Annotated in this window: 14 protein-coding genes; 10 read left to right on the forward strand and 4 right to left on the reverse strand. The window is 65.6% G+C overall.

Annotated features, from left to right (window positions below; translation table 11 throughout):
- Positions 1 to 26 precede the first annotated feature (26 nt).
- Entirely contained in the window at positions 27 to 1,703 is a 1,677-nt protein-coding gene (locus QNI87_RS07395) for an alkaline phosphatase D family protein (RefSeq protein WP_300595540.1), read from the reverse strand.
- Positions 1,704 to 1,787: 84 nt separating this feature from the next.
- Between QNI87_RS07395 and QNI87_RS07400 the strand changes: the two genes are divergently transcribed.
- From QNI87_RS07400 to QNI87_RS07425, 6 genes are all read left to right on the forward strand, one after another.
- Positions 1,788 to 2,537 (forward strand): alpha/beta hydrolase, encoded by a 750-nt coding sequence (locus QNI87_RS07400; protein WP_300595541.1) that lies wholly within the window; start codon positions 1,788 to 1,790, stop codon positions 2,535 to 2,537.
- Positions 2,538 to 3,416, forward strand: a complete 879-nt coding sequence (locus tag QNI87_RS07405; protein ID WP_300595542.1) for a hypothetical protein — start codon at positions 2,538 to 2,540, stop codon at positions 3,414 to 3,416.
- Complete coding sequence (locus tag QNI87_RS07410) at positions 3,413 to 4,408, forward strand: LLM class flavin-dependent oxidoreductase (RefSeq protein WP_300595543.1); 996 nt, start codon at positions 3,413 to 3,415, stop codon at positions 4,406 to 4,408. The genes QNI87_RS07405 and QNI87_RS07410 overlap by 4 nt, the downstream gene beginning before the upstream one ends.
- Positions 4,409 to 4,553: 145 nt before the next feature.
- On the forward strand, positions 4,554 to 9,266 hold the full coding sequence (locus tag QNI87_RS07415) for an NAD-glutamate dehydrogenase domain-containing protein (protein WP_300595544.1): 4,713 nt from the start codon (positions 4,554 to 4,556) through the stop codon (positions 9,264 to 9,266).
- Positions 9,267 to 9,358: 92 nt separating this feature from the next.
- Positions 9,359 to 10,600 (forward strand): FAD-dependent oxidoreductase, encoded by a 1,242-nt coding sequence (locus QNI87_RS07420; RefSeq protein WP_300595545.1) that lies wholly within the window; start codon positions 9,359 to 9,361, stop codon positions 10,598 to 10,600.
- Positions 10,601 to 10,613: 13 nt separating this feature from the next.
- Positions 10,614 to 11,771, forward strand: coding sequence for a CoA transferase (locus QNI87_RS07425; RefSeq protein ID WP_300595546.1), 1,158 nt, complete (start codon positions 10,614 to 10,616; stop codon positions 11,769 to 11,771).
- On the opposite strand, the gene queG is transcribed toward QNI87_RS07425, so the two are convergent.
- Complete coding sequence (queG, locus tag QNI87_RS07430; RefSeq protein ID WP_300595547.1) at positions 11,768 to 12,814, reverse strand: tRNA epoxyqueuosine(34) reductase QueG; 1,047 nt, start codon at positions 12,812 to 12,814, stop codon at positions 11,768 to 11,770. The two genes, QNI87_RS07425 and queG, sit on opposite strands and share 4 nt — an antisense overlap.
- Before the next feature lie 90 nt (positions 12,815 to 12,904).
- On the opposite strand from queG, the gene QNI87_RS07435 reads away from it, so the two are divergent.
- The 4 genes from QNI87_RS07435 to msrB all read left to right on the forward strand — a co-directional run bounded on the left by QNI87_RS07435 (position 12,905) and on the right by msrB (position 17,300).
- Positions 12,905 to 13,888 carry an ATP-binding cassette domain-containing protein gene (locus QNI87_RS07435; protein WP_300595771.1) on the forward strand — a complete coding sequence of 328 codons (984 nt, stop codon included), beginning with the start codon at positions 12,905 to 12,907 and terminating at the stop codon, positions 13,886 to 13,888.
- Between the two features lie 34 nt (positions 13,889 to 13,922).
- Positions 13,923 to 15,227 carry an ABC transporter permease gene (locus QNI87_RS07440; protein WP_300595548.1) on the forward strand — a complete coding sequence of 435 codons (1,305 nt, stop codon included), beginning with the start codon at positions 13,923 to 13,925 and terminating at the stop codon, positions 15,225 to 15,227.
- 136 nt (positions 15,228 to 15,363) lie between these two features.
- The gene (locus QNI87_RS07445) at positions 15,364 to 16,701 is read left to right on the forward strand and encodes a cytochrome P450 (protein ID WP_300595549.1); all 1,338 of its coding nucleotides are present in this window, start codon (positions 15,364 to 15,366) and stop codon (positions 16,699 to 16,701) included.
- 101 nt (positions 16,702 to 16,802) lie between these two features.
- On the forward strand, positions 16,803 to 17,300 hold the full coding sequence (gene msrB / locus QNI87_RS07450; RefSeq protein ID WP_300595550.1) for a peptide-methionine (R)-S-oxide reductase MsrB: 498 nt from the start codon (positions 16,803 to 16,805) through the stop codon (positions 17,298 to 17,300).
- Here msrB and QNI87_RS07455 read toward each other — a convergent pair.
- Together QNI87_RS07455 and QNI87_RS07460 are read right to left on the reverse strand one after the other, a co-directional pair.
- A complete protein-coding gene (locus QNI87_RS07455) occupies positions 17,287 to 19,074 on the reverse strand; it encodes a hypothetical protein (RefSeq protein ID WP_300595551.1) in 1,788 nt (595 codons plus the stop codon). The two genes, msrB and QNI87_RS07455, sit on opposite strands and share 14 nt — an antisense overlap.
- Before the next feature lie 3 nt (positions 19,075 to 19,077).
- Complete coding sequence (locus tag QNI87_RS07460; protein WP_300595552.1) at positions 19,078 to 19,515, reverse strand: GtrA family protein; 438 nt, start codon at positions 19,513 to 19,515, stop codon at positions 19,078 to 19,080.
- Between the last annotated feature and the right edge of the window lie 62 nt (positions 19,516 to 19,577).

A 19,577-nucleotide genomic window follows, 5' to 3' on the forward strand; every position in this document is an offset into this window, starting at 1 on the left:
TCAGCCCCTTGCCTCAGCCCCTTACCTCAGGCCCCTTGGCGCTTCGCCCCCGCCGCGACGCTCGCGCGCTTGGTGCCGGCCAGCTTTGTCGAGCGCTCCTTGATGCCGGCCACAAAGCGCCATTCGCTGGTCGCCGTCGTCGGGGTCAGTTCGACCACCATATAGCCGCGCTGAGAGGTGTCGGCCCACAGCAATTCGTCGTTCTCTTCGACCAGCGCGCCCGCAATGGTGGGAGGCGGGACCATCGACAGGTAGCTTTCGAAACCGGGCGAACTGACCGAACAGGTGGCGAACTCGACGCCGACCGCGGCTCCATCCTGCGCGAGATCGAAATTCCACGCATTGTGCGTGTCGCCCGCGAGCACGACAAGGTTGGCATCGGCTTCGAGGCTGGCTTTGAACAGCCGCTCGCGCGCGGCGGGATAGCCGTCCCAGGCGTCCATGTTCTGCGGCAGGCCCGCTTTGCTCGCCATCGCGGCGGCGGTGAAACGGCGTTTGGCGAAATCGGGCACGTTCTCGCCCAGCAGGTCCATCATCGATGTCGGAGAGGAAACCTTGCCGATCAGCACCTGCTGGACCAGCACCTGCCACGTCGCGCCGCGTGTGCTCGACGCGGCAAGCCCATCGAACAGCCATTGCTCCTGCGCAGCGCCCAGCAGCTGACGCTCGGGATCGGCGTAGTCGCCATCGCGAAACGCGGTCAGCGAGGCAATCATGGCCTCGGGCGTTTGCTTGCCCGCAAACAGCTTTTCGAGGCTGAATTGCTCCTCGCGCCCTTCCAGCCGCGTGTCGATCCGGAACAGCGTGGCGAGATCGCCGATATCGTAGGCGGCGTAGGGCTCATCCGAGATCGGCATCCATTCGCGGTAAACCCGCTTGGCGATGGCCTTGCGCGCCTCCCAGCTGCCTTCGGTTTCCGGCTGGTGGTTTTGCGCGCCCTCTTTCCAGCTGTCGTTGGCGCTTTCGTGATCGTCCCACACGCTGATCATCGGCAGCACCTGGTGGATGCGCTGCAAGTCGGGATCGGCGCGATAGGTCGCGTAGCGCAGGCGATAGTCGGCGAGCGTGATGATCTCGTGCTGCGGCTCAAGATCGCGGTCGGGATGCTTCTGCCCGGGCGAGGGATAGGTGGCGCCCCCGTATTCGTAAATGTAATCGCCAAGGTGCACGGCGAGATCGCAATCGTTGGCTTGGGCTGCGTGGGCGTAGGCGTTGAACCAGCCAAAGCCGTAATTGGAGCAGGAGAAGACCGCCATGCGAAACTTCCCCGTAGGCCCCAGGGGCAGCGTGCGCGTGCGGCCCACCGGAGAGCTGGTGCCGTCGGGCGCGATGAAGCGGTAGAAGTACCAGCGACCGGGCTCCAACCCGTTAGCGATGGCCTTCGCGCACCAGTCGCGGCTGGGGCTCGCTGTTGCGAGGCCTTCGGAGACGGGGCGGGCGAAGTCCTCGCTGGCCGAAACCTGCCATTCGAGCTGGGTGTCCGCCTCGCCGACAAAGCGGGTCCACAGCAGAACTCTGGTCGCCTGCGGCTCTCCGCTTGCAACACTGTGCGTGAACCCGGTGCCAAATCCGCGCGCGGCCGCCGGACTGGCCGCGAGCGCGGCGGTCGCGCCGGCAAGGCCGAACACGCCGCGACGCGTAACATTGGTGGATGGGTTGGCGGGTTGAGTGGCCGTTTGGGCCGCGCTGTCGGTCTTGAACATGGCGAAGGGGGCTAACCGGAGATCATGGCATCGCTGTGACACGTCTTGCCAATCCCTCGCCTGAGCGGGCATGACCCCTCCATCATGAGCGACGTTCTTTTTCACACCATGCCCGATGGCCGGAAAATCGCCCACCGCTTCGTCGCGGGCGAGGGGCCCACGCTGGTTTTCCTGCCGGGCTATATGTCGGATATGGACGGCGGCAAGGCGACGGCTGTGTTCGCCGCCGCGCAGGAAGTGGGCCGCGCGTGCCTGCTGCTCGACTATTCGGGCTGCGGGAGAAGTTCGGGGGCCTTTGCCCAGGGCACGCTCAGCCGCTGGCGCGAAGAGGTTCTCGCTCTGATCGAAGCCTGTGTACAAGGCCCGGTGCTCCTTGTTGGCTCTTCCATGGGCGGGTGGCTGATGCTGCTCGTCGCCGAGGAATTGCGCGGCAGCGACTCGCACCCGCTCGCCGGGATTATCGGCATCGCGCCCGCGCCCGATTTCACCACCTGGGGTTATTCCGAGGAGCAACGCGCCACGCTGGCCGCGGGCGAGACCGTCTACGAGGACAATCCCTACGGCCCCGAGCCCACGCCCACTTACCCCGGCTTTTTCGCGGACGCCCAGGACCAGCTGATGCTCGCCGCACCGATCGCGCTCGATTGCCCGGTGCGCCTGCTCCACGGGCGCCAGGACGCCGACGTGCCGTGGGAGATCAGCGTGGCGCTGGCCGAGGCGCTGGATACAGACGATGTACAGGTCACGCTGCTATGGGACGGCGATCACCGGCTCTCGCGCGAGGGCGATATCGCCCTTTTGAAGCGCGTCGTGAGCGAGTTTTACGAGAACTGAATGAGCGGCCTCGCCATCCTCCTTCCCCTCATGCTCTTGCAGGTCGGCCTCGATCCGACCCGCCCCGCCCCGCTGGGCGCGCCCGATGAACTGGTGAACCGCCCGCCGCGCCCGGTCGACAAATCCAGGCCGGTGACGCTGAGCGATCCCAACGCGCGCTGGCTGGGGCAATGCCTGACGCAATTGGAGAGCGACGCCTCGCGCGCGCATTCGCTGGCGCAGATCAAGCTGATCGATGCGCTGGGCGAGGAGCGGGTCATCGCCAATCACTGCCTTGGCCTCGCCGCGACCGAGCTTGGCCTGTGGGAAGATGCGCGGGCCGCGTTTGTCGCCGCGCGCGATGAGACGCCCGCCGACCAATTGCGCGCCCGCGCGCGCTTCGGGGCGATGGCCGGGAACGCCGCGCTGGGCGGGGGAGACGCGGCGGGCGCTCTCACGCTTCTCGACATCGCGCAGGCCGACGCGACAAGCGCCGCCTCCGCCTCGCTGCAAGTCATCGCCGCGCTCGACACCGCCCGCGCGCTGGTGGCGCTGGAGCGACCGGAAGAGGCGCTCGCCCCGCTCGAAACCGCGACCACGCTCGCGCCCGAAGACAGCGAGGGCTGGCTGCTCAAGGCCACTCTCCTTCGGCGGCTCGACCGACTGGACGAAGCGCAAGCGGCGATCGAGAAGGCGGCCGCGCTCAGCCCCCAGGAGAGCGAGGTCGGGCTCGAAGCCGGGGTAATCGCGATACTCGCCGGACGCGACGACGCCGCGCGCGCAAGCTGGCAGTCGGTGATCGACGTCCAGCCGGATTCGCTGGCCGCGCAAAAGGCACGGGATTATCTCGCGCAAATCGGCCCGGCCCCGTCTGCGGTGCAAGAGGGAGCCAATCCATGACCGCGTTTTCTGTCCTCGATCTCGTCCCCGTGCGCGAAGGCGGCACGCTCGCCGAGGCCTTCGCCGCCAGCGTCGCGCTCGCCCGGAAGGCCGAAGAGCTGGGCTGCACCCGTTTCTGGGTCGCCGAACACCATGCGATGGAGGGCATCGCAGGCGGCGCGACCTCGGTGGTGCTCGCGCATATCGGCAACGCGACAAACCGCATCCGCATCGGCGCGGGCGGCATCATGCTGCCCAACCACACGCCATTCCAGATTGCCGAGCAATTCGGCACGCTCGATGCGCTGTTTCCGGACCGCGTGGACCTCGGACTTGGCCGCGCGCCGGGCGCGGGCCCCGAGCTGCAACGCGCGCTGCGCAAGAACCTCGCGCAGGCCAGCGAATACTTCCCCAACGATGTCGTCGAACTGCGCGCGCTGCTGACCGGCGATGTCGATCTGCCGATCAAGGCGACGCCCGGTTTTGGCGCGAAGGTGCAGATGTGGATGCTCGGCTCCAGCCTGTTCGGCGCGCAGCTCGCCGCGAAGCTCGGGCTGCCTTACGCCTTCGCCGCCCATTTCGCGCCCGATCGCCTTGATGCGGCGCTGGAGGTCTATCGCCGCCAGTTTGAGCCGTCCGAGGCGCTCGCCCAGCCGTATGTGATGGTCGCGATGAACGTCTTCGCCGCCGAGACGAGCGAGGATGCCGAGCTCATCGCCTCGAGCCAGCAACAAGCCTTCGTCGCGCTGCGCAGCGGCCGTCCGGGTCGCCTGCAGCCGCCTGTTGCCGGCTATGTCGAGACCCTTCCCGCGCCCGCGCGCGCCATGCTAGCCCATGTCGGGCAAGCGGGCGCGGTGGGAACGCCGCAAGAGGTGCGCGCGTGGATCGAGGCCTTTGTCGAGCGCACCCGCGCGGATGAAATCCTGTTGTGCGGTTCCACCTACGCTCCCGAGGCGCGCATCGCGACTCTTGAGCTGACGCTCGATGCGATGAGCGCACGGGTTACGGCCTGAAGACCGCCCACCCCTGTAATGATACGGCTGACGATCCGGCTTGCCTTCCAAGGCGCTCCGGCTGTAATTGGGACCGGATAGAACAAGCCGGCGTAACAAAATTCCAGCCCCCTTCTCAACGGCACACAGCATCGGGAGAGCCGCCGTGTCGAATGCCCCCACGCTCACCGCGTCCTCCGAAGCGGCGTTGCGCGACGCCTTGATAGACCATATCCGCGCCTCGATCCTGCCCGGCGAAACCCCGCCCGATGACGCGACACTGGCTGAAACCGCCGAATTTCTTGCGTCTGCGGGACACGTCCGCGAACCGGGTCACGCGGCCACGCTGGTCGAGACGACCACGACCGGCCGCCGTCGCCTGCGCATCGCTGTGATCAACGATGACATGCCGTTCCTCGTCGATTCGCTTGCGGCTACGATCACGGCGGCGGGGCTGTCGATCGACGCGCTCGTGCACCCGTTGGTGCCGGTCGAGCGCGACCCGAAGGGCCAGCTGGTCGCGGTTGGTGGCGAGCGCGACGCGCGCGAATCGATGATCTACTTCGAGACGCCGCGCACCGATGCGCGCGAGCGCCGCGAACTGGTCCGGCAGTTGGACGAGACCTTGCGCGACGTGCGCGCCGCCGTCACCGACTGGAGCGCGATGCAGGCGCTGATGGAGGCCGACGCGGCCGCGCTCGATGCGGCCACGGGTCCTCACGCTCAGGAAGAAGCCGAGCTGCTGCGCTGGCTCAATGCCGGGATGCTTACCCAGCTCGGCCACGTCACGCGCTCGCGCAAGGGAGAACTCACCGACGCCTGCGGGATCTGCCGCGAAAGCGCGCGCGAACTTCTCACCGCAGCCTCGTATGTGCGCGCTTTTGAATGGTTCGAGAGAACCGATGCCAACGGCCAGCCGCGCACCTTGCTGATCCTCAAGGCCAACCGGCTTTCGAACGTGCACCGCCGCACCGCGCTCGACCTGTTCATCGTCCCGCACCGCGACGAGGAAGGCGGTGTGAACGCTCTCTCCGTGCACGCGGGCGTATGGACCAGCGCCGGACTGGCAACGCGCCCTCAGGATGTGCCGATCCTGCGCAAAAGACTGGCGCAGATCAGCGAGGATTTCGGCTTCGCCCCCGCCAGCCACACCGGCAAGGCGCTGATCCACGCGTTCACCACGCTTCCGCACGATGTGCTGGTCGCCTTCAGCGTGCCCGACACCAAGCGGCTCACCACCGCGATGATGAGCCTGGTCGATCGCCCACGCCCGCGCCTTATTCTCATCAATTCTCCGCTTGAGCGGCACCTTTACGCCTTCGTCTGGCTCCCGCGCGAACAGATGTCGACCGGCGTGCGGCTGGAGATTCAGGACATTCTGCTTGAGATACCCGGCGCAAAGCTGCTCGACTGGAGTCTGGAGGTCGAAGGCGGCGCGCTCGCCATGATCGAATTCCTGTTCGACGCCCGGCAGGTGGAGCGCACCCCGCTCGCGGGCCCGATCGAACGCAAGCTTGAAGACCTGCTGCGTGGCTGGGGCGAGGCGGTCGAAAACGCACTGAGCGACACCGAGGAGGGCGCGCGCGCCATCCCGATTGCCCTGCGCTACGCCAACGCCTTTCCCCCCAGCTACCGCAGCCATTTCGGCGCCCAGGAAGCCGCGCGAGACATCACCCGCCTGCGCGCTCTGGCGGCGCGCGCGGGGCGCACAGCGGATACGCGCGATGCGCGCCTCTATCGGCTTACCGGGGACGAGGCGGACGCGCTGCGGCTGAAGATCTACCACACCAGGGGTCAGTTCGCGCTGTCCGACGCGGTGCCCGCGCTTGAGAATTTCGGCTTTCGCGTGCTCACACAGATGACGACGCAGCTCGCCGAAGGCGCGCTGGGCACGATCCACGATTTCACGCTTCAGGCCCAGCCCGGCGCGAGGATCGCGGCGATGCTGGAGCGCGCCGATGAAATCGAGACCGCGATAGCCGCGGTGCTGAACGGCGCGGCCGAGGACGACCCATTCAACCGGCTGGTGATCGACACCGCTCTAAGCGCACGCGAGACCGAATGGCTGCGCGCAATCTTTCGCTATCTGCGCCAGACGGGGATGGGTTTCACGATCTTCACCGTGGTCGATGCCCTGGCGCGCGCGCCGCGCGTGACGCGCGCCATGATCGATCTGTTCATCGCCCGGCACGACCCCGCCTTTGCCGAAGACCGCGAGGCGGCGGTGCGGCGCGCGGAGGTGGCCTTCAGGGCCGGGCTCACCCAGGTATCGGCGATCAACGATGATCGGTTGCTGCGGCTCTATCGCGCGGTGATCGACGCGTGTCTTCGCACCAACGCCTTTGCGCCCGCCGCGCGCGAAGCGCTCGCGTTCAAGATCGATTCCGCCCGGATGCCCAGCCTTCCCAAACCCGTGCCCTGGCGCGAGATCTTCGTCTATTCGCGCCGGGTCGAGGGCATTCACCTGCGCGCCGGACCCGTGGCGCGCGGGGGGCTGCGCTGGTCGGATCGACGCGATGACTTTCGCACCGAAATCCTTGGCCTCATGAAGGCGCAAAAGGTCAAGAACGCGGTGATCGTGCCGACCGGCGCGAAGGGCGGGTTCTATCCAAAACAGCTCCCCAACCCCGCGCTCGACCGCGACGCCTGGGCCGCCGAAGGCCAGGCCAGCTACGAGGTTTTCATCCGCACGCTCCTGTCGATCACCGACAATATCGTCGATGGCGCGGTCGTGCACCCGGAAGCGGTGCGCGTGCTCGATGGCGAAGACCCCTATTTCGTCGTCGCGGCGGATAAAGGCACAGCGCGCTTCTCGGACGTTGCCAACAGCATCGCGCAGTCGCGAGATTTCTGGCTCGACGACGCTTTTGCGAGCGGCGGTTCGAACGGCTACGATCACAAGGCGATGGGCATCACCGCGCGCGGCGCGTGGGTCAGCGTGCAACGCCATTTCCTCGAGATGGGGATCGACGTTCAGGCCGATCCCGTGCGCGTGGCGGGATGCGGCGATATGTCGGGCGACGTGTTCGGCAACGGTATGCTCTTGTCCAAGGCGATCAAGCTGGTGGCCGCGTTCGACCACCGCCATATCTTCCTCGATCCCGATCCCGACCCTGCGCAAAGCTGGGCGGAGCGAAAGCGCCTGTTCGATCTGCCGCGGTCGAGCTGGGAGGATTACGACACCGCTCTCATCTCCAAGGGCGGCGGGGTGTATCCACGCAGCGCAAAACAGATCGATCTGTCCCCGCAAGCGCAGGAAATGCTGGGGCTTGAGGACGCTCAGGCGGAGCCCGACGCGCTGATCGCCGCGATCCTGAAGGCGCATGTCGACCTGCTGTGGTTCGGCGGTATCGGCACCTACATCAAGGCCGCGCATGAGAGTAACGCCGATGTTGGCGACCCGGCGAATGACGCTCTGAGAGTGGACGCGCGCGACGTCGGCGCGAAGGTTGTGGGCGAAGGCGCGAACCTGGGCGCGACACAGGCGGGACGCATCGCCTTCGCGCTGAAGGGAGGCCGGATCAACACCGACTTCATCGACAATTCGGCGGGCGTCGATTGCTCGGACAACGAGGTCAACATCAAGATCGCGCTCGCTTCGGCGGGCCGGGCCGGCGAAATCTCGACCCAGGCGCGCAACACGCTGCTCGAAGAGATGACGGGCGAGGTGGCCGAGATCGTGCTGGAGGACAACCGCTTGCAGGCGCTCGCGCTGTCGATTGCCGAGGCGGGCGGGGCGGACGCGACGGCCAGCCATGTGCGCCTGATCGAACGGCTCGAAGAGCTGGGAGAACTGGACCGCGCGACCGAAGGGCTCGCGGATGCCGAGACCTTCACCCGCCGCGCCGCCGAGGGCCAGGGGCTCACGAGGCCCGAACTCGCGGTGCTGCTGTCCTCGGCCAAGCTTGCCTTGCAGGACGCGATCGAAGCGAGTGGCCTGCCCGACGCCGCGGAGCTGGAGAGCAATCTGGTCGCAATGTTCCCGGCGCCGATGCAAAAGCGTTTCCTGCCGCATATTGTCAGCCACCAGCTGCGCCGCGAATTGACCGCGACCGATCTCTCCAACCGCATCGTCAATCGTCTGGGGCTGGTCCACGCCTTCGAGCTCGCCGAAGAGGAAGGCGCAGGCCTCGCCGATGTGGCTGCCGCCTTCGTGGTGGTCGAGCGTCTGTTCGACCTGAAGACGATCTGGCGCGCGCTCGATGTCGAACCCATGCCCGAAGCGGCGCGCCTTGCGCTGTTCGACCGGGTCGCGGGCGCGGTCGGCAACCTCATGTCCGATGTTTTGCGCACGTCGGCGAGCCGGGTCAATCTGGCGCATCTGATCGGGGATCTGCGCCCCGGTGTCGAGGAGCTGACCAAGGCGCGCGGCGAGCTTATCGCGCAGGAGACCCGCGAACGCGCAAACGCGCTCCACCGCAGTCTGATCGCCAAAGGCGCGCCCGATGCGATGGCCGAGCGGGTCGTCAACCTGTTCGATCTCGACGGCGCGATCGGCCTTTCCAAGCTGGCGCTGTCGACCGGCCTTGCCCCGACCCGTGTCACGCAGGCGTTCACCGAAATCGGCGCGCGCCTTGGGCTCGACTGGGCGCAGGGGACGGCGGCCTATATGTCCCCCTCGGATGTCTGGGAGCGGCACCTCGTCAGCGGTCTGGCGCGCGACTTCCAGCAGATGCGGCTCGATTTTCTTGAGCGGCTGGTGAGGCAGGGAGGCAACCGCGAGCACCCGCTCGACGCCGTCGCCGAATGGGCCACGCGCAACGAAGCCGGCGTCGGGCAATTCCGCAAGCTGATCGCGCGCGCGCAGACCCAGCAACCGATCGCGCCCGCCGTGCTGGCCCAGGTCGCCAGCCAGGCGCGCAACCTGCTGGAGCGTTAGACCCGTCAACCCGTCGCGCAATAGCACGGTTGACGACGGCGCGATTACGCGCGACCTCAGCGTCACAAAAGGGTCGGGAGAAACACTTTATCATGAGCGCATCGAGCGAGAGCGCGGATATCGTCATAGTCGGGACCGGTCACGGCGGCGCGCAGGCCGCCATCGCCCTGCGCCAGAGAGGCCACGAAGGGCGCATCGTGATGATCGGACGCGACCGCGCCCCGCCCTATGAGCGCCCACCGCTTTCCAAGGAATATCTCGCGGGCGACAAACCGTTCGAGCGCATCCTGATCCGGCCAGAAGCTTTCTGGGAGGACAAAGGCGTCGACCTGCGTCTCGGCGCGGCGGTCACTGCGATCGACCCCGCCGCCCACGCCGTGTCGCTTAGCGATGGGGGCACCCTGACCTATCGCAAGCTGATCTGGTCGGCGGGCGGCGATCCGCGGCGGCTTTCGACGCCGGGGGCCAACCTCAAAGGCGTTTACTATGTCCGCGACAAGACCGACGCGGACGCCATGATGGCCGCGCTCGAAGCGGGCGCGCGGCGCGCCGTGGTTATCGGGGGCGGCTATATCGGCCTCGAAGCCGCAGCGGTGCTGCGCAAGCTCGATTGCGAGGTCACGCTTGTCGAAGCGCAGGACCGTGTGCTCGCCCGCGTTGCCGGTGAAACCCTTTCGCGCTTCTACGAGGCCGAGCACCGCGCACAGGGCGTCGATATCCGCCTGTCGAGCGGCGTCAGCGCGATCCTTGGAGCCGACGGAGCCGTCACCGGGGTTGCGCTCGAAAGCGGAGATGAAATCGAATGCGACATGGTGATTGTCGGGATCGGGATCGTGCCCGCTATCGCTCCGCTGATCGCCGCAGGGGCCGCAGGCGCAAACGGGGTCGATGTAGATTTCTGCTGCCGCACGTCGCTCGATGACATCTACGCGATTGGCGACTGCGCTGCGCACGCCAACACCTACGCCGAAAACGCCGTGATTCGCCTCGAATCGGTTCAGAACGCCCACGACATGGCCAACACGGTCGCGCGCGCGATCATGGGCGAGAAAGAGCCGTACAACGCGCTGCCATGGTTCTGGTCGAACCAGTACGACCTCAAGCTCCAGACCGCCGGGCTGAACCTCGGCTACGATCGGGCGATCACGCGCGGCGATCCCCAAACCCGCAAGTTTACGGTGGTCTACTTGAAGGAAGGCCGCCCGATTGCCTTCGACTGCGTGGGGACGATGAAGGATTACGTGCAGGGGCGAAAGCTGCTTGAAAGTCAGCCCGACAAAATCGACCCCGCTCTGCTGGCCGACCCGGATGTGCCGCTCAAAGAGCTGATCTAGGAGCGCTGGAGCCGTGATCGCGGGCGACGGACAGCCGATGCTGAAAGGCGTGAGGGTGGTCGACATGACCAGCGTTGTCTTCGGCCCCTACGCGACGCAAATCCTCGTAGACCTCGGCGCGCAGGTCATCAAGATCGAGGCACCGGGCGGCGATGTCTATCGCTACAGCGCGAAGCCTTCGAAAACGCCGGGCATGGCGCCCAGCTTTCTCGCGCTCAACCGCGGCAAGAAATCGCTTGTGCTGAACCTGAAGGACAGCGCCGACGCCGACATCCTGCGCGAACAGCTGCGCGGGGCGGATGTCTTCATTCATAACGTGCGCGAAACCGCGATCGATCGACTCGGTTTTGGCTACGCAGCGGTGAAGGCGATCGCGCCCGAGATCATCTATGTTCACTGCGTCGGCTTTGGCTCGGGCGGACCCTATAGCGGTCTGCAAGCCTATGACGACGTGATCCAGGCGGCGAGCGGGGCGACCACCCTGCTGCCGCGCGCCGATGGCCATTCGCGCCCGCGCTATCTGCCCTCGCTGATCGCCGACAAGGTCGCCGGGCTTCACGCCGCGCACGCGACGCTGGCGGCCATCGTGCATCGCCTGCGCACGGGCCGGGGGCAGCTTGTGGAGGTTCCGATGTTCGAAGCGTTCACCAGCTTCATGCTGAAAGAGCACCTGGATGCGATGACCTTCGATCCGCCCAACGGGACGGCGGGCTATGGACGCCAGGTCGATCCCGACCGCCAACCGTTTGAGACGAAAGACGGCTGGATCAGCATCGTGCCCTATGTCCCCCAGCACTTCCCGGCGGTGATCGGTCTGCTGGGCGATCCCGATTTTGCGGTGGAGGAACGCTGGCAGGATATCCGCGCGATCCTGTCGTCCGGTCCCGAACTCTACGCCCGGATGGCGGCGCTGACAAAGGCCAGGACCACGGCCGAATGCCTTGAGATCCTGCGCGAGGCCAACATTCCTGCCATGCCGGTGACCGATCTCGACAATGTGATCGAGGACGCGCATCTGCGCGAAACCGGCTTTTTCGAGCGCGGCGAGCATCCAAGCGAAGGCGCGCTGTACCAGATGCGCGATCCCAACCGCTTCAGCGACTGGGAACAAGGGCCCTTGGGTAACGCCCCGCTTCCGGGCGAACACGACAACGAGTTCAAGAGCGGCTAGGCCGCCAACCGGCCTCGCGCCCACGCGGCGGCCTCGGCTACCACAGGATCGGGGTCGTCCAGCAAGGCATCGACCGGCCCGATCAGGGCGCAATCCCCGCTGTTGCCGGCCGCATAGAGGCAATTGCGCACAAACCGGTTGCGTCCGATCCGCTTGATCGGAGAGCCGGAAAACAGGGCGCGAAACCCCGTGTCATCGAGCGCGAGCAGCTCGTCGAGGCGCGGGGCGACCAGTTCGGCGCGGGCGAGAAATTCGCGCGCGGCGTGCGCTTGCTCGGCAAACTTGTTCCACGGACACACGGCCAGGCAATCATCGCAGCCGTAGATGCGGTTGCCCAGCGCTTCGCGAAATTCATGCGGTACCGGTCCCTTGTGCTCGATCGTGAGATAGGAAATGCAGCGGCGCGCATCGATCACATATGGCTGTGGGAAGGCGTCGGTCGGGCAGGCGTCGAGACAGGCGCGGCAGCTTCCGCACTGGTCGCGATGGGATGGCGAAGGCGCGAGATCGAGCGTGGTGTAGATCGCGCCCAAGAACAGCCAGCTGCCGTGATCTGGGCTCACCAGATTGGTGTGCTTGCCTTGCCAACCAAGCCCCGAAGCCTCTCCAAGAGGCTTCTCCATAACCGGAGCGGTGTCTACAAAGACTTTGACTTCGGCGGCGGGTTCGCGCGCGGTGAGCCATCGGGCGAGCGCTTTCAGGCGCTTCTTGACGACGTCGTGATAGTCTTTCCCTTGCGCGTAGACCGATACCCGCGCCCGGTCGCCGACGGTCTCCAGAGCCATCGGATCGCGGCCCGGCGCGTAGCTCATCCCCAGAGCGATAACCGATTGCGACTCGGGCCACAGCGCCTTGGGTGAGCGGCGTTGGTGCGCGCGGGTCGCCATCCATTCCATCGCCGCGTGGTGCCCCTCGCCCAGCCACTGCTCGAGCCGCTGTGTTCTCAGCGGATCCTCGTCCGCGCTCGCAAAGCCACACGCGGCAAAGCCCAGCTCGCGCGCCTTGGCGACGATCCGGTCCCCGATTTCTTGGCTGACATTCATGGTAATCGGCTCATTAACCATGTTTGGGTTACTCCCGTTTAGCGGTGAGCCTTAACCAGCGGAACCATGGATATGGCAGTAGGCGATCTCATGCGCTCAGGCAAAGGGGCGAGCGAACCCGTGCGAACCGTTGCTCATGAGGACACGCGCCCGCTCGCGATCGAAGCGTGCGGTTTGGTCAAGAGCTTTGACGGAACGCGCGCGGTCGACGGGGTGGACATCATCGTGCCCGAAGGCGCGATTTACGGCGTGCTTGGCCCCAATGGGGCGGGCAAGACCACGACCTTGCGCATGCTTCTGGGCATCATCGATCCCGATGAAGGCGTGCGCCGCGTGTTCGGCTACGACCGCCCGCACGATATCGGTCGCCTGATTGGCTACCTGCCCGAAGAGCGCGGGCTCTATCCGGCGATGAAAGCGGTCGAAGCGATTGCGTTCATGGGCGCGCTGCGCGGCCTGCCGCTCGCCGAAGGACGTAAGCGCGGCCTCGAACTGCTCGAGCGCCACGATCTGGGTCACGCAAAGGACCGCACGATCCGCCAGCTTTCCAAGGGTATGGCGCAGACCGTCCAGCTGCTCGGCACGCTGGTGCATCGCCCGCGCCTTGTCGTGCTCGATGAGCCGTTCTCTGGCCTCGACGCGATCAATCAGGGCAAGCTGGAGCGGATGATCCGCAGCCTTGCCGAAGAGGGCGTTACGGTGATCTTTTCCACCCATGTCATCCACCACGCCGAGCGCCTGTGCGAGGGCGTGGCGATCATTGCGGGCGGCAAGGTGCCCTATGCCGGGAGCGTCGAGACCGCGCGCGATCGCATCCCCGCGCAAGTGCGGCTGGAAACCCGCGCGCGCGAAGGGAGCTGGACCGCCGCGCTGCCCGAGGACACGCGCCGCGAGGGCGATTTCTTCTATTTCTCCCTGCCCGAAAGCGGAGTCGAGCCGCTGCTGAAAAGCCTGATCGAGGGCGAAGCGGGCATTCTGTCGCTCTCCATCGAGCGCGCCGGATTGCACGACGCGTTTGTTGCGATTGCAGGCGAAGCGGCGGCGCGCCAGCTCGAAGCCGACGCGCAAAGCTGAGCGGGGCCAGACCGATATGAGCGGAAGCGAGACCATGGAAACCACGCCTGCGACCAATCCTCGATTGTCCTTTCTTGAGGCCGCCTGGGTCATCGCCCGGCGCGATTTTGGCGCGGTGCTGTTCAGCCGCGCGTTCCTGTTCTTCCTGATCGGGCCGCTTTTCCCGGTCCTGGTTGGTGGGCTGGCCGGCAGCATTGGCAAATCGACCTCCCAGCAGGCGGTGAGTGTCGACGTGGGCGTCGCGATGAGCGTTTCGGACTCGACGGCCTTGCTGGGCGCTGCGGAAACCTTGCGCCCGCAACTGGGCCGCGCGATGCCGGACCTCAAGCCGATCGAGGCCGCGGAGGGCAACGCCGATTTCAACGCACGCGATTATCTGGCTTCGCGGCGCGGCAATTACGCGGCGATCGTAACCGGCACCCTGGAGGCGCCGCAGATCGTCGGCACTCAGCGACAGGTGGACCGATGGAGCGGGGCGATAGAGCTCGCCGCTGCGACCGCCTTGCAAGCTTCCCCCTCACAGTTCCCGAGCGCCAGCGCCGACATCGTCGCCTCCAGCGCCTCCTCCGAACGCAAGACCCGCATCCACACCGCGCAAGCCGCGCAAATGGTGCTGTTCCTCTTAACGATCATGCTGGGCGGCATGGTGCTTTCCAACCTGGCGGAGGAGAAGGGCAACAAGATCATCGAAATCCTGGCCGCCGCCTTGCCGATGGACGCGGTGTTCATGGGCAAGCTGTTTGCAATGCTGGGTGTGAGCTTTGTCGGCATCGCAGTGTGGGGCACGCTGGGCTTTGCGTTCTGGACGGTCGCGGAGGACGCAATCGTCACCGTCACGCAGACCAATTACCGCGAACTGCCCGGCCCGGCGGTGGGCTGGCCGGTCTTTGTGGGGCTTGGCATCGTGTACTTCTCGATGGCGTATCTGCTGCTGGGTTCGCTGTTCCTCACCATTGGCGGCATGGCCTCCAGCGTGCGCGAAGTGCAGACCATGTCGATGCCGGTCACGATGATGCAGCTGATGGTGTTCTTCATCGCCATGGCGACGGTGGCGGACACCGGCTCTTCGCTGGAGCTGTTTGCGGTGACCTTCCCGCTATCCTCGCCCTTTGCGATGCTGGCGCGCGCGGCGATCGAAGAGACCTTGTGGATTCACGCGCTCGCAATCGCCTGGCAGGCGGTCGCGGTGATCGCGCTGGTCAAAGGCGGATCGCTGCTTTTCCGCAAGCGGGTGATGAAATCGGGCGGCGCGGGCCGCGCGAAGAAACCGCTTTTGCGTCGCCGGGCGGCGGAGCCCGCAACCCGGTCGGCCGAACAGGCGCTTGAGCCGGCCGAATAAGTCGCAAATCGCAACTTACTATTGACACGCGTGTCAGTTAGGGCAGGATAGCGCTTGGGAGCGGGTATGCACGGCAAGGCCTGACATGAAAAAACAGGCCGATCGGACCGCTCTCGAACGAGGAGAGAGAGCAGTCATGGCCACTATTGCCCCGCCCCGCCCCGAAGTGCGGACATCGCCAACCGCTTACGCCGCGCTCAAGGAACACTATGCGCAGCATCCCGAAGAGCGGCTTGAGCATCCGCACAAATGGGATGTCAGCCGTTCGGACATCTATTACGAAGACACCTGGCAGCCCATCTTTGCCGAAATGCAGCAGGCTGGGCCGCTGCACTACATCGATGAAAGCCCCTTTGGCCCCTACTGGGCGGTCGTCGGCCACAAAGCGATCCAGCATATCGAAGCGCTGCCGGACGTCTTCTCGTCGAGCTGGGAGCATGGCGGGATCACCATTCTCAACCGTCTGAGCGATGAGGAGATCGCCGAAAGCGGGGTGGATCGCCGCGAGCTTCCGATGTTCATCGCCATGGATCGCCCGCAGCACACAGGGCAACGCCGCACGGTCGCGCCCAAATTCACGCCGAGCGCGATGAAGGACATGGAGCCCGAAATACGCCAGCGCACCGGCGAACTGCTTGATACGCTGCCCCGCGGCGAGGTGTTCGATTGGGTCGACAAGGTCTCGATCGAACTGACCACCGGCATGCTCGCCATCCTGTTCGGCTTCCCCTGGGAAGATCGGCGCATGCTCACCTTCTGGTCGGACTGGGCTGGCGACACCGAGCTTGCCACCGTGCGCGAGCTTGACGAGATGCGCTGGGGCTTCCTGCATGAAATGGCGGCCTATTTCCAATCGCTCTGGGTCGAGCGCACGCAGGACAAGGAGCCGGGCGACGACCTTATCAGCATGATGATCCACTCCGAGGCGATGAACCAGATGCGCCCTGAGGAATTCATGGGCAATCTGGTGCTGCTGATCGTTGGCGGGAACGACACGACTCGCAACACGATGAGCGGGATCATCCATTCGCTCGACAAGTTCCCGGACCAGCGCAAGCTGTTCGAGGAGCACCCCGAGCTGATCCCGAACGCGGTGCAGGAGTGTCTGCGCTATCAGACGCCGCTCGCGCATATGCGCCGGACGTGCACACAGGATACCGAAGTGTTCGGGAAGACCATCAAGGCCGGCGACAAGGTTGTCCTGTGGTACCTTGGCGCCAACCGCGAGGAGAGCGTGTTCGAAGACCCGCACAAACTCGACATCACGCGCGAGAACGCCAAGCGCCACATCGCGTTTGGTTATGGGATTCACCGCTGCGTCGGCGCGCGTCTGGCCGAGCTTCAGCTAAGGGTCTTGCTCGAGGAAATGCACAAGCGCCGCATGCGCGTGCACGTCGCCGGTGACGTGGAGCGGGTGCGCGCGAACTTCGTGCACGGCTTCCGCAAGCTGGAAGTCGAAATCACCGAGTTCTAGCGCCTGGCGCCGGTCAGCCGTGCACGCGCTGCCGATGAAACTTTTTGGCTGTTTGCGCCGTATTACCGGGTGAAGATCCGAGATATACGGGACGTTTTGACATGGCTTACACCAAGGGCTCACGCCGCTTTTTCCTCGGCACCGCTGTTGCCGGGTTTGCCGTGCCGTTTCTGGGCGGCTGCGGCGAAAGCCCGGCGCAGGCCAAGAATTTCAAGATCACCAAGACCGAAGCCGAATGGCGCGCCAAGCTGACCAAAGGCGAGTATTACATCCTGCGCGATGCGGGGACCGAGCGCGCTTACACCTCACCGCTCAACACCGAAAAGCGCAAGGGCACTTTCGTGTGCGCGGGGTGCGGCAACAAGCTCTACTCCTCGGCGCACAAATACGACAGCGGTACGGGTTGGCCGAGCTTCTGGCAGGCGATCGACAAGGGCGCGGTGGGCACCAGCACCGATTACAAGATCGGCTACCCGCGCACCGAAGTGCACTGCGCCGATTGCGGCGGGCATCTGGGGCATATCTTTGGCGATGGCCCGCGCCCGACCGGCAAGCGGCACTGCATTAACGGCTTGGCGCTCGACTTTATTCCGGCTTGATCCGCCACAGCTTGAAGGACGTGCCTTCAGCGGTCGCAATTGGTTCCAGCCAATCGGGCTCGCGGCCATCCAGCAAATCCGCCATGAATCCATCGGGAGCGGATTCCTTGTAATTGCTGGGCTCAATAAGGTCCGGACACACAGCGAGATACTGGCTGCCGCGCTCTGTCAGCTTCGCGCGCGCCGCTGCGCTGGAGCCCAACACGGTATCAATCACTTCGCGCATCGCTTCGTTGCCGCGATGGTGGCCGGTCGCCTGCACCGAATGATGGCTCACCAGAAGCACTGTGGGAGCAATGTCGAGCGGCGTGAAAACTTCGCCCGGTTCCAGCGCGTTCAGGATGTCTGCGTTCGCCTCGATCCGGCAATTGGAAACCTTCAGATTGCCGGTGGCCGCGCTTGCTATCTGCGCCCGCGCTGGCAGTACCAGCGCCGACATCGACAGTGGCAGGGTTGGCAATAGCGCGCAGGCCACCGCCAGCAACGCGCCGACGCGCGGCAGCGGGCGCTCCATTTTCCGGATCGAGCGCAGCCAGAGGTTGAGCTGCCAGGCGAGCGGCGGGGCCGCGAGAAGGCAGGCGACCGCACCGGCGCGCGCGACCAACAGCGCGATAACGATACTGCCACCCAGGATCATCGCGTAATCGCTCCAGAACCGGCCCAGCCAGGCGTTCGAGCGGCTGGCCAGATTGATCGCAGCGTAAAGGCCGATCAGCGGCGTCACCGCGTATTGCAAGGCCACGGTCAGCGTCTGGGCCCAGACCGGCATCCCTTCCCTGACGTTGACGTACCAGTAATCGTGCACCAGCGGGTCGAGCTCGCTGAAACCGCCACCGGTTGCGCATTGCGGTGAGGAGACGAGCACCATCGCCAGCGCGCCGCCCGCTGCAAGTGCAAAGCCCCCCAGCCGAGCGCCCATCGGCATTACCTCGAGCCGGGCCAGAACGCTCAGCACGACCGCGCCCCAGCCAAACATCGCCAGATGGATCGGGCTGATCGCGTCGCAATAGGTCGCGAAGTCATCAAAGCCGCGTGTGAGCGCAAAAAGCGCGGCGCATGTGACCGCCAGCGCCTGAATGGCGCTTACCAGAAGCGTCTTCTCCTTCGGATCGCGCAGCCAGCGCAAAGCGAGCACGCCAAAGATGACCGCGGCCAGCGGCAGCCCCTCGATCGAGATCGTCAGCCAAGTGGCCAGGCTTGCGCCGACCACGCGTCCGCCCGCAACCATGGACCGCGCCATCAGCCCGTTCATGGCGGCCAGCGCGCAAACAAGCTGCCAGCCGTGGTGATCGATCCGCATCGGGCCGAGTTGAAAGAGCACGGGCACGCAGACCGCCATGATCAGCGCGGTGAAGTTGGTCTCCTCATCGCCCAACAACCGCCAGGCGATCCGTGCGGCGAGCAGCATGGCCACGCCAAGCGTGATCAGCGGCGTGATCACAAGCCCTGCAATCTCCGCGTTCGCGCCGCCGAGAACGGGCGTCAGGAGCAAAATCACCAGAGCCAGAGGGACATCGACAATCCGCGACCAGTGCATCGGCACACCACCACCGGGGGCGTCGGCGCGGTATTGGGTAACATCGAACCAGCTCTGACCATTCAAAAGGTCGCGCACCTGGATCAGGCGCATCGTGTCGTCCGGATCGGGAAAGCGCATCGAGGAGATAGCGCCCCAATTGATCACCACGAGCAGCGCGCTGATGATAGCCCACGCCGCCCCGACGCGCATCAGGAACTCGAGCGGAAAGGCGGATCGGCGGCGCTCGACCAGCATAGCCTAGCCGCTCCTCGCTGACGGATCGGACCGGAACACGATCTTGCTGCGCAAGATCCAGGTCGCGGTGAAGGAGACAATAATCGCAACGCCCTTTGCAAGACGCGGATCGCCGCCCGCCCAATCGCCCAGGCCGACAATCGCCGTGGTGAGAGCAAGCCCGATCAGGGCGGAAATCACGAACAGCGCTTTTTGACGCGTACGCGCAAGACCCCCTTCGGCCACCGTGTCCTGAAAGACCGCGCGGCTCGACATCAGCCAGTGCGCCAGAATGCCGAGCGAATAGCCCATTGCCGAAGCGGGCGCGGCGGCGACACCAAGACCCATGAACGCAAGAAAGCTTCCCACATCGACCGCCAGCGCCCCAACGCTGGCGAGGATGTAGCGGATCAGCCGCAGGTCGCGCAGCTTGGCCAGTATCGAGACGAGTGCCTCAGTCATTGTTCAGCCCATTCCCCTGGAGCTTTGTCTGCGCCCCCAGCGCGCGCCTTAGCGCCGCCATT

This window comes from Erythrobacter sp., assembly GCF_030066995.1.
Taxonomy (GTDB): Bacteria; Pseudomonadota; Alphaproteobacteria; order Sphingomonadales; family Sphingomonadaceae; genus Erythrobacter.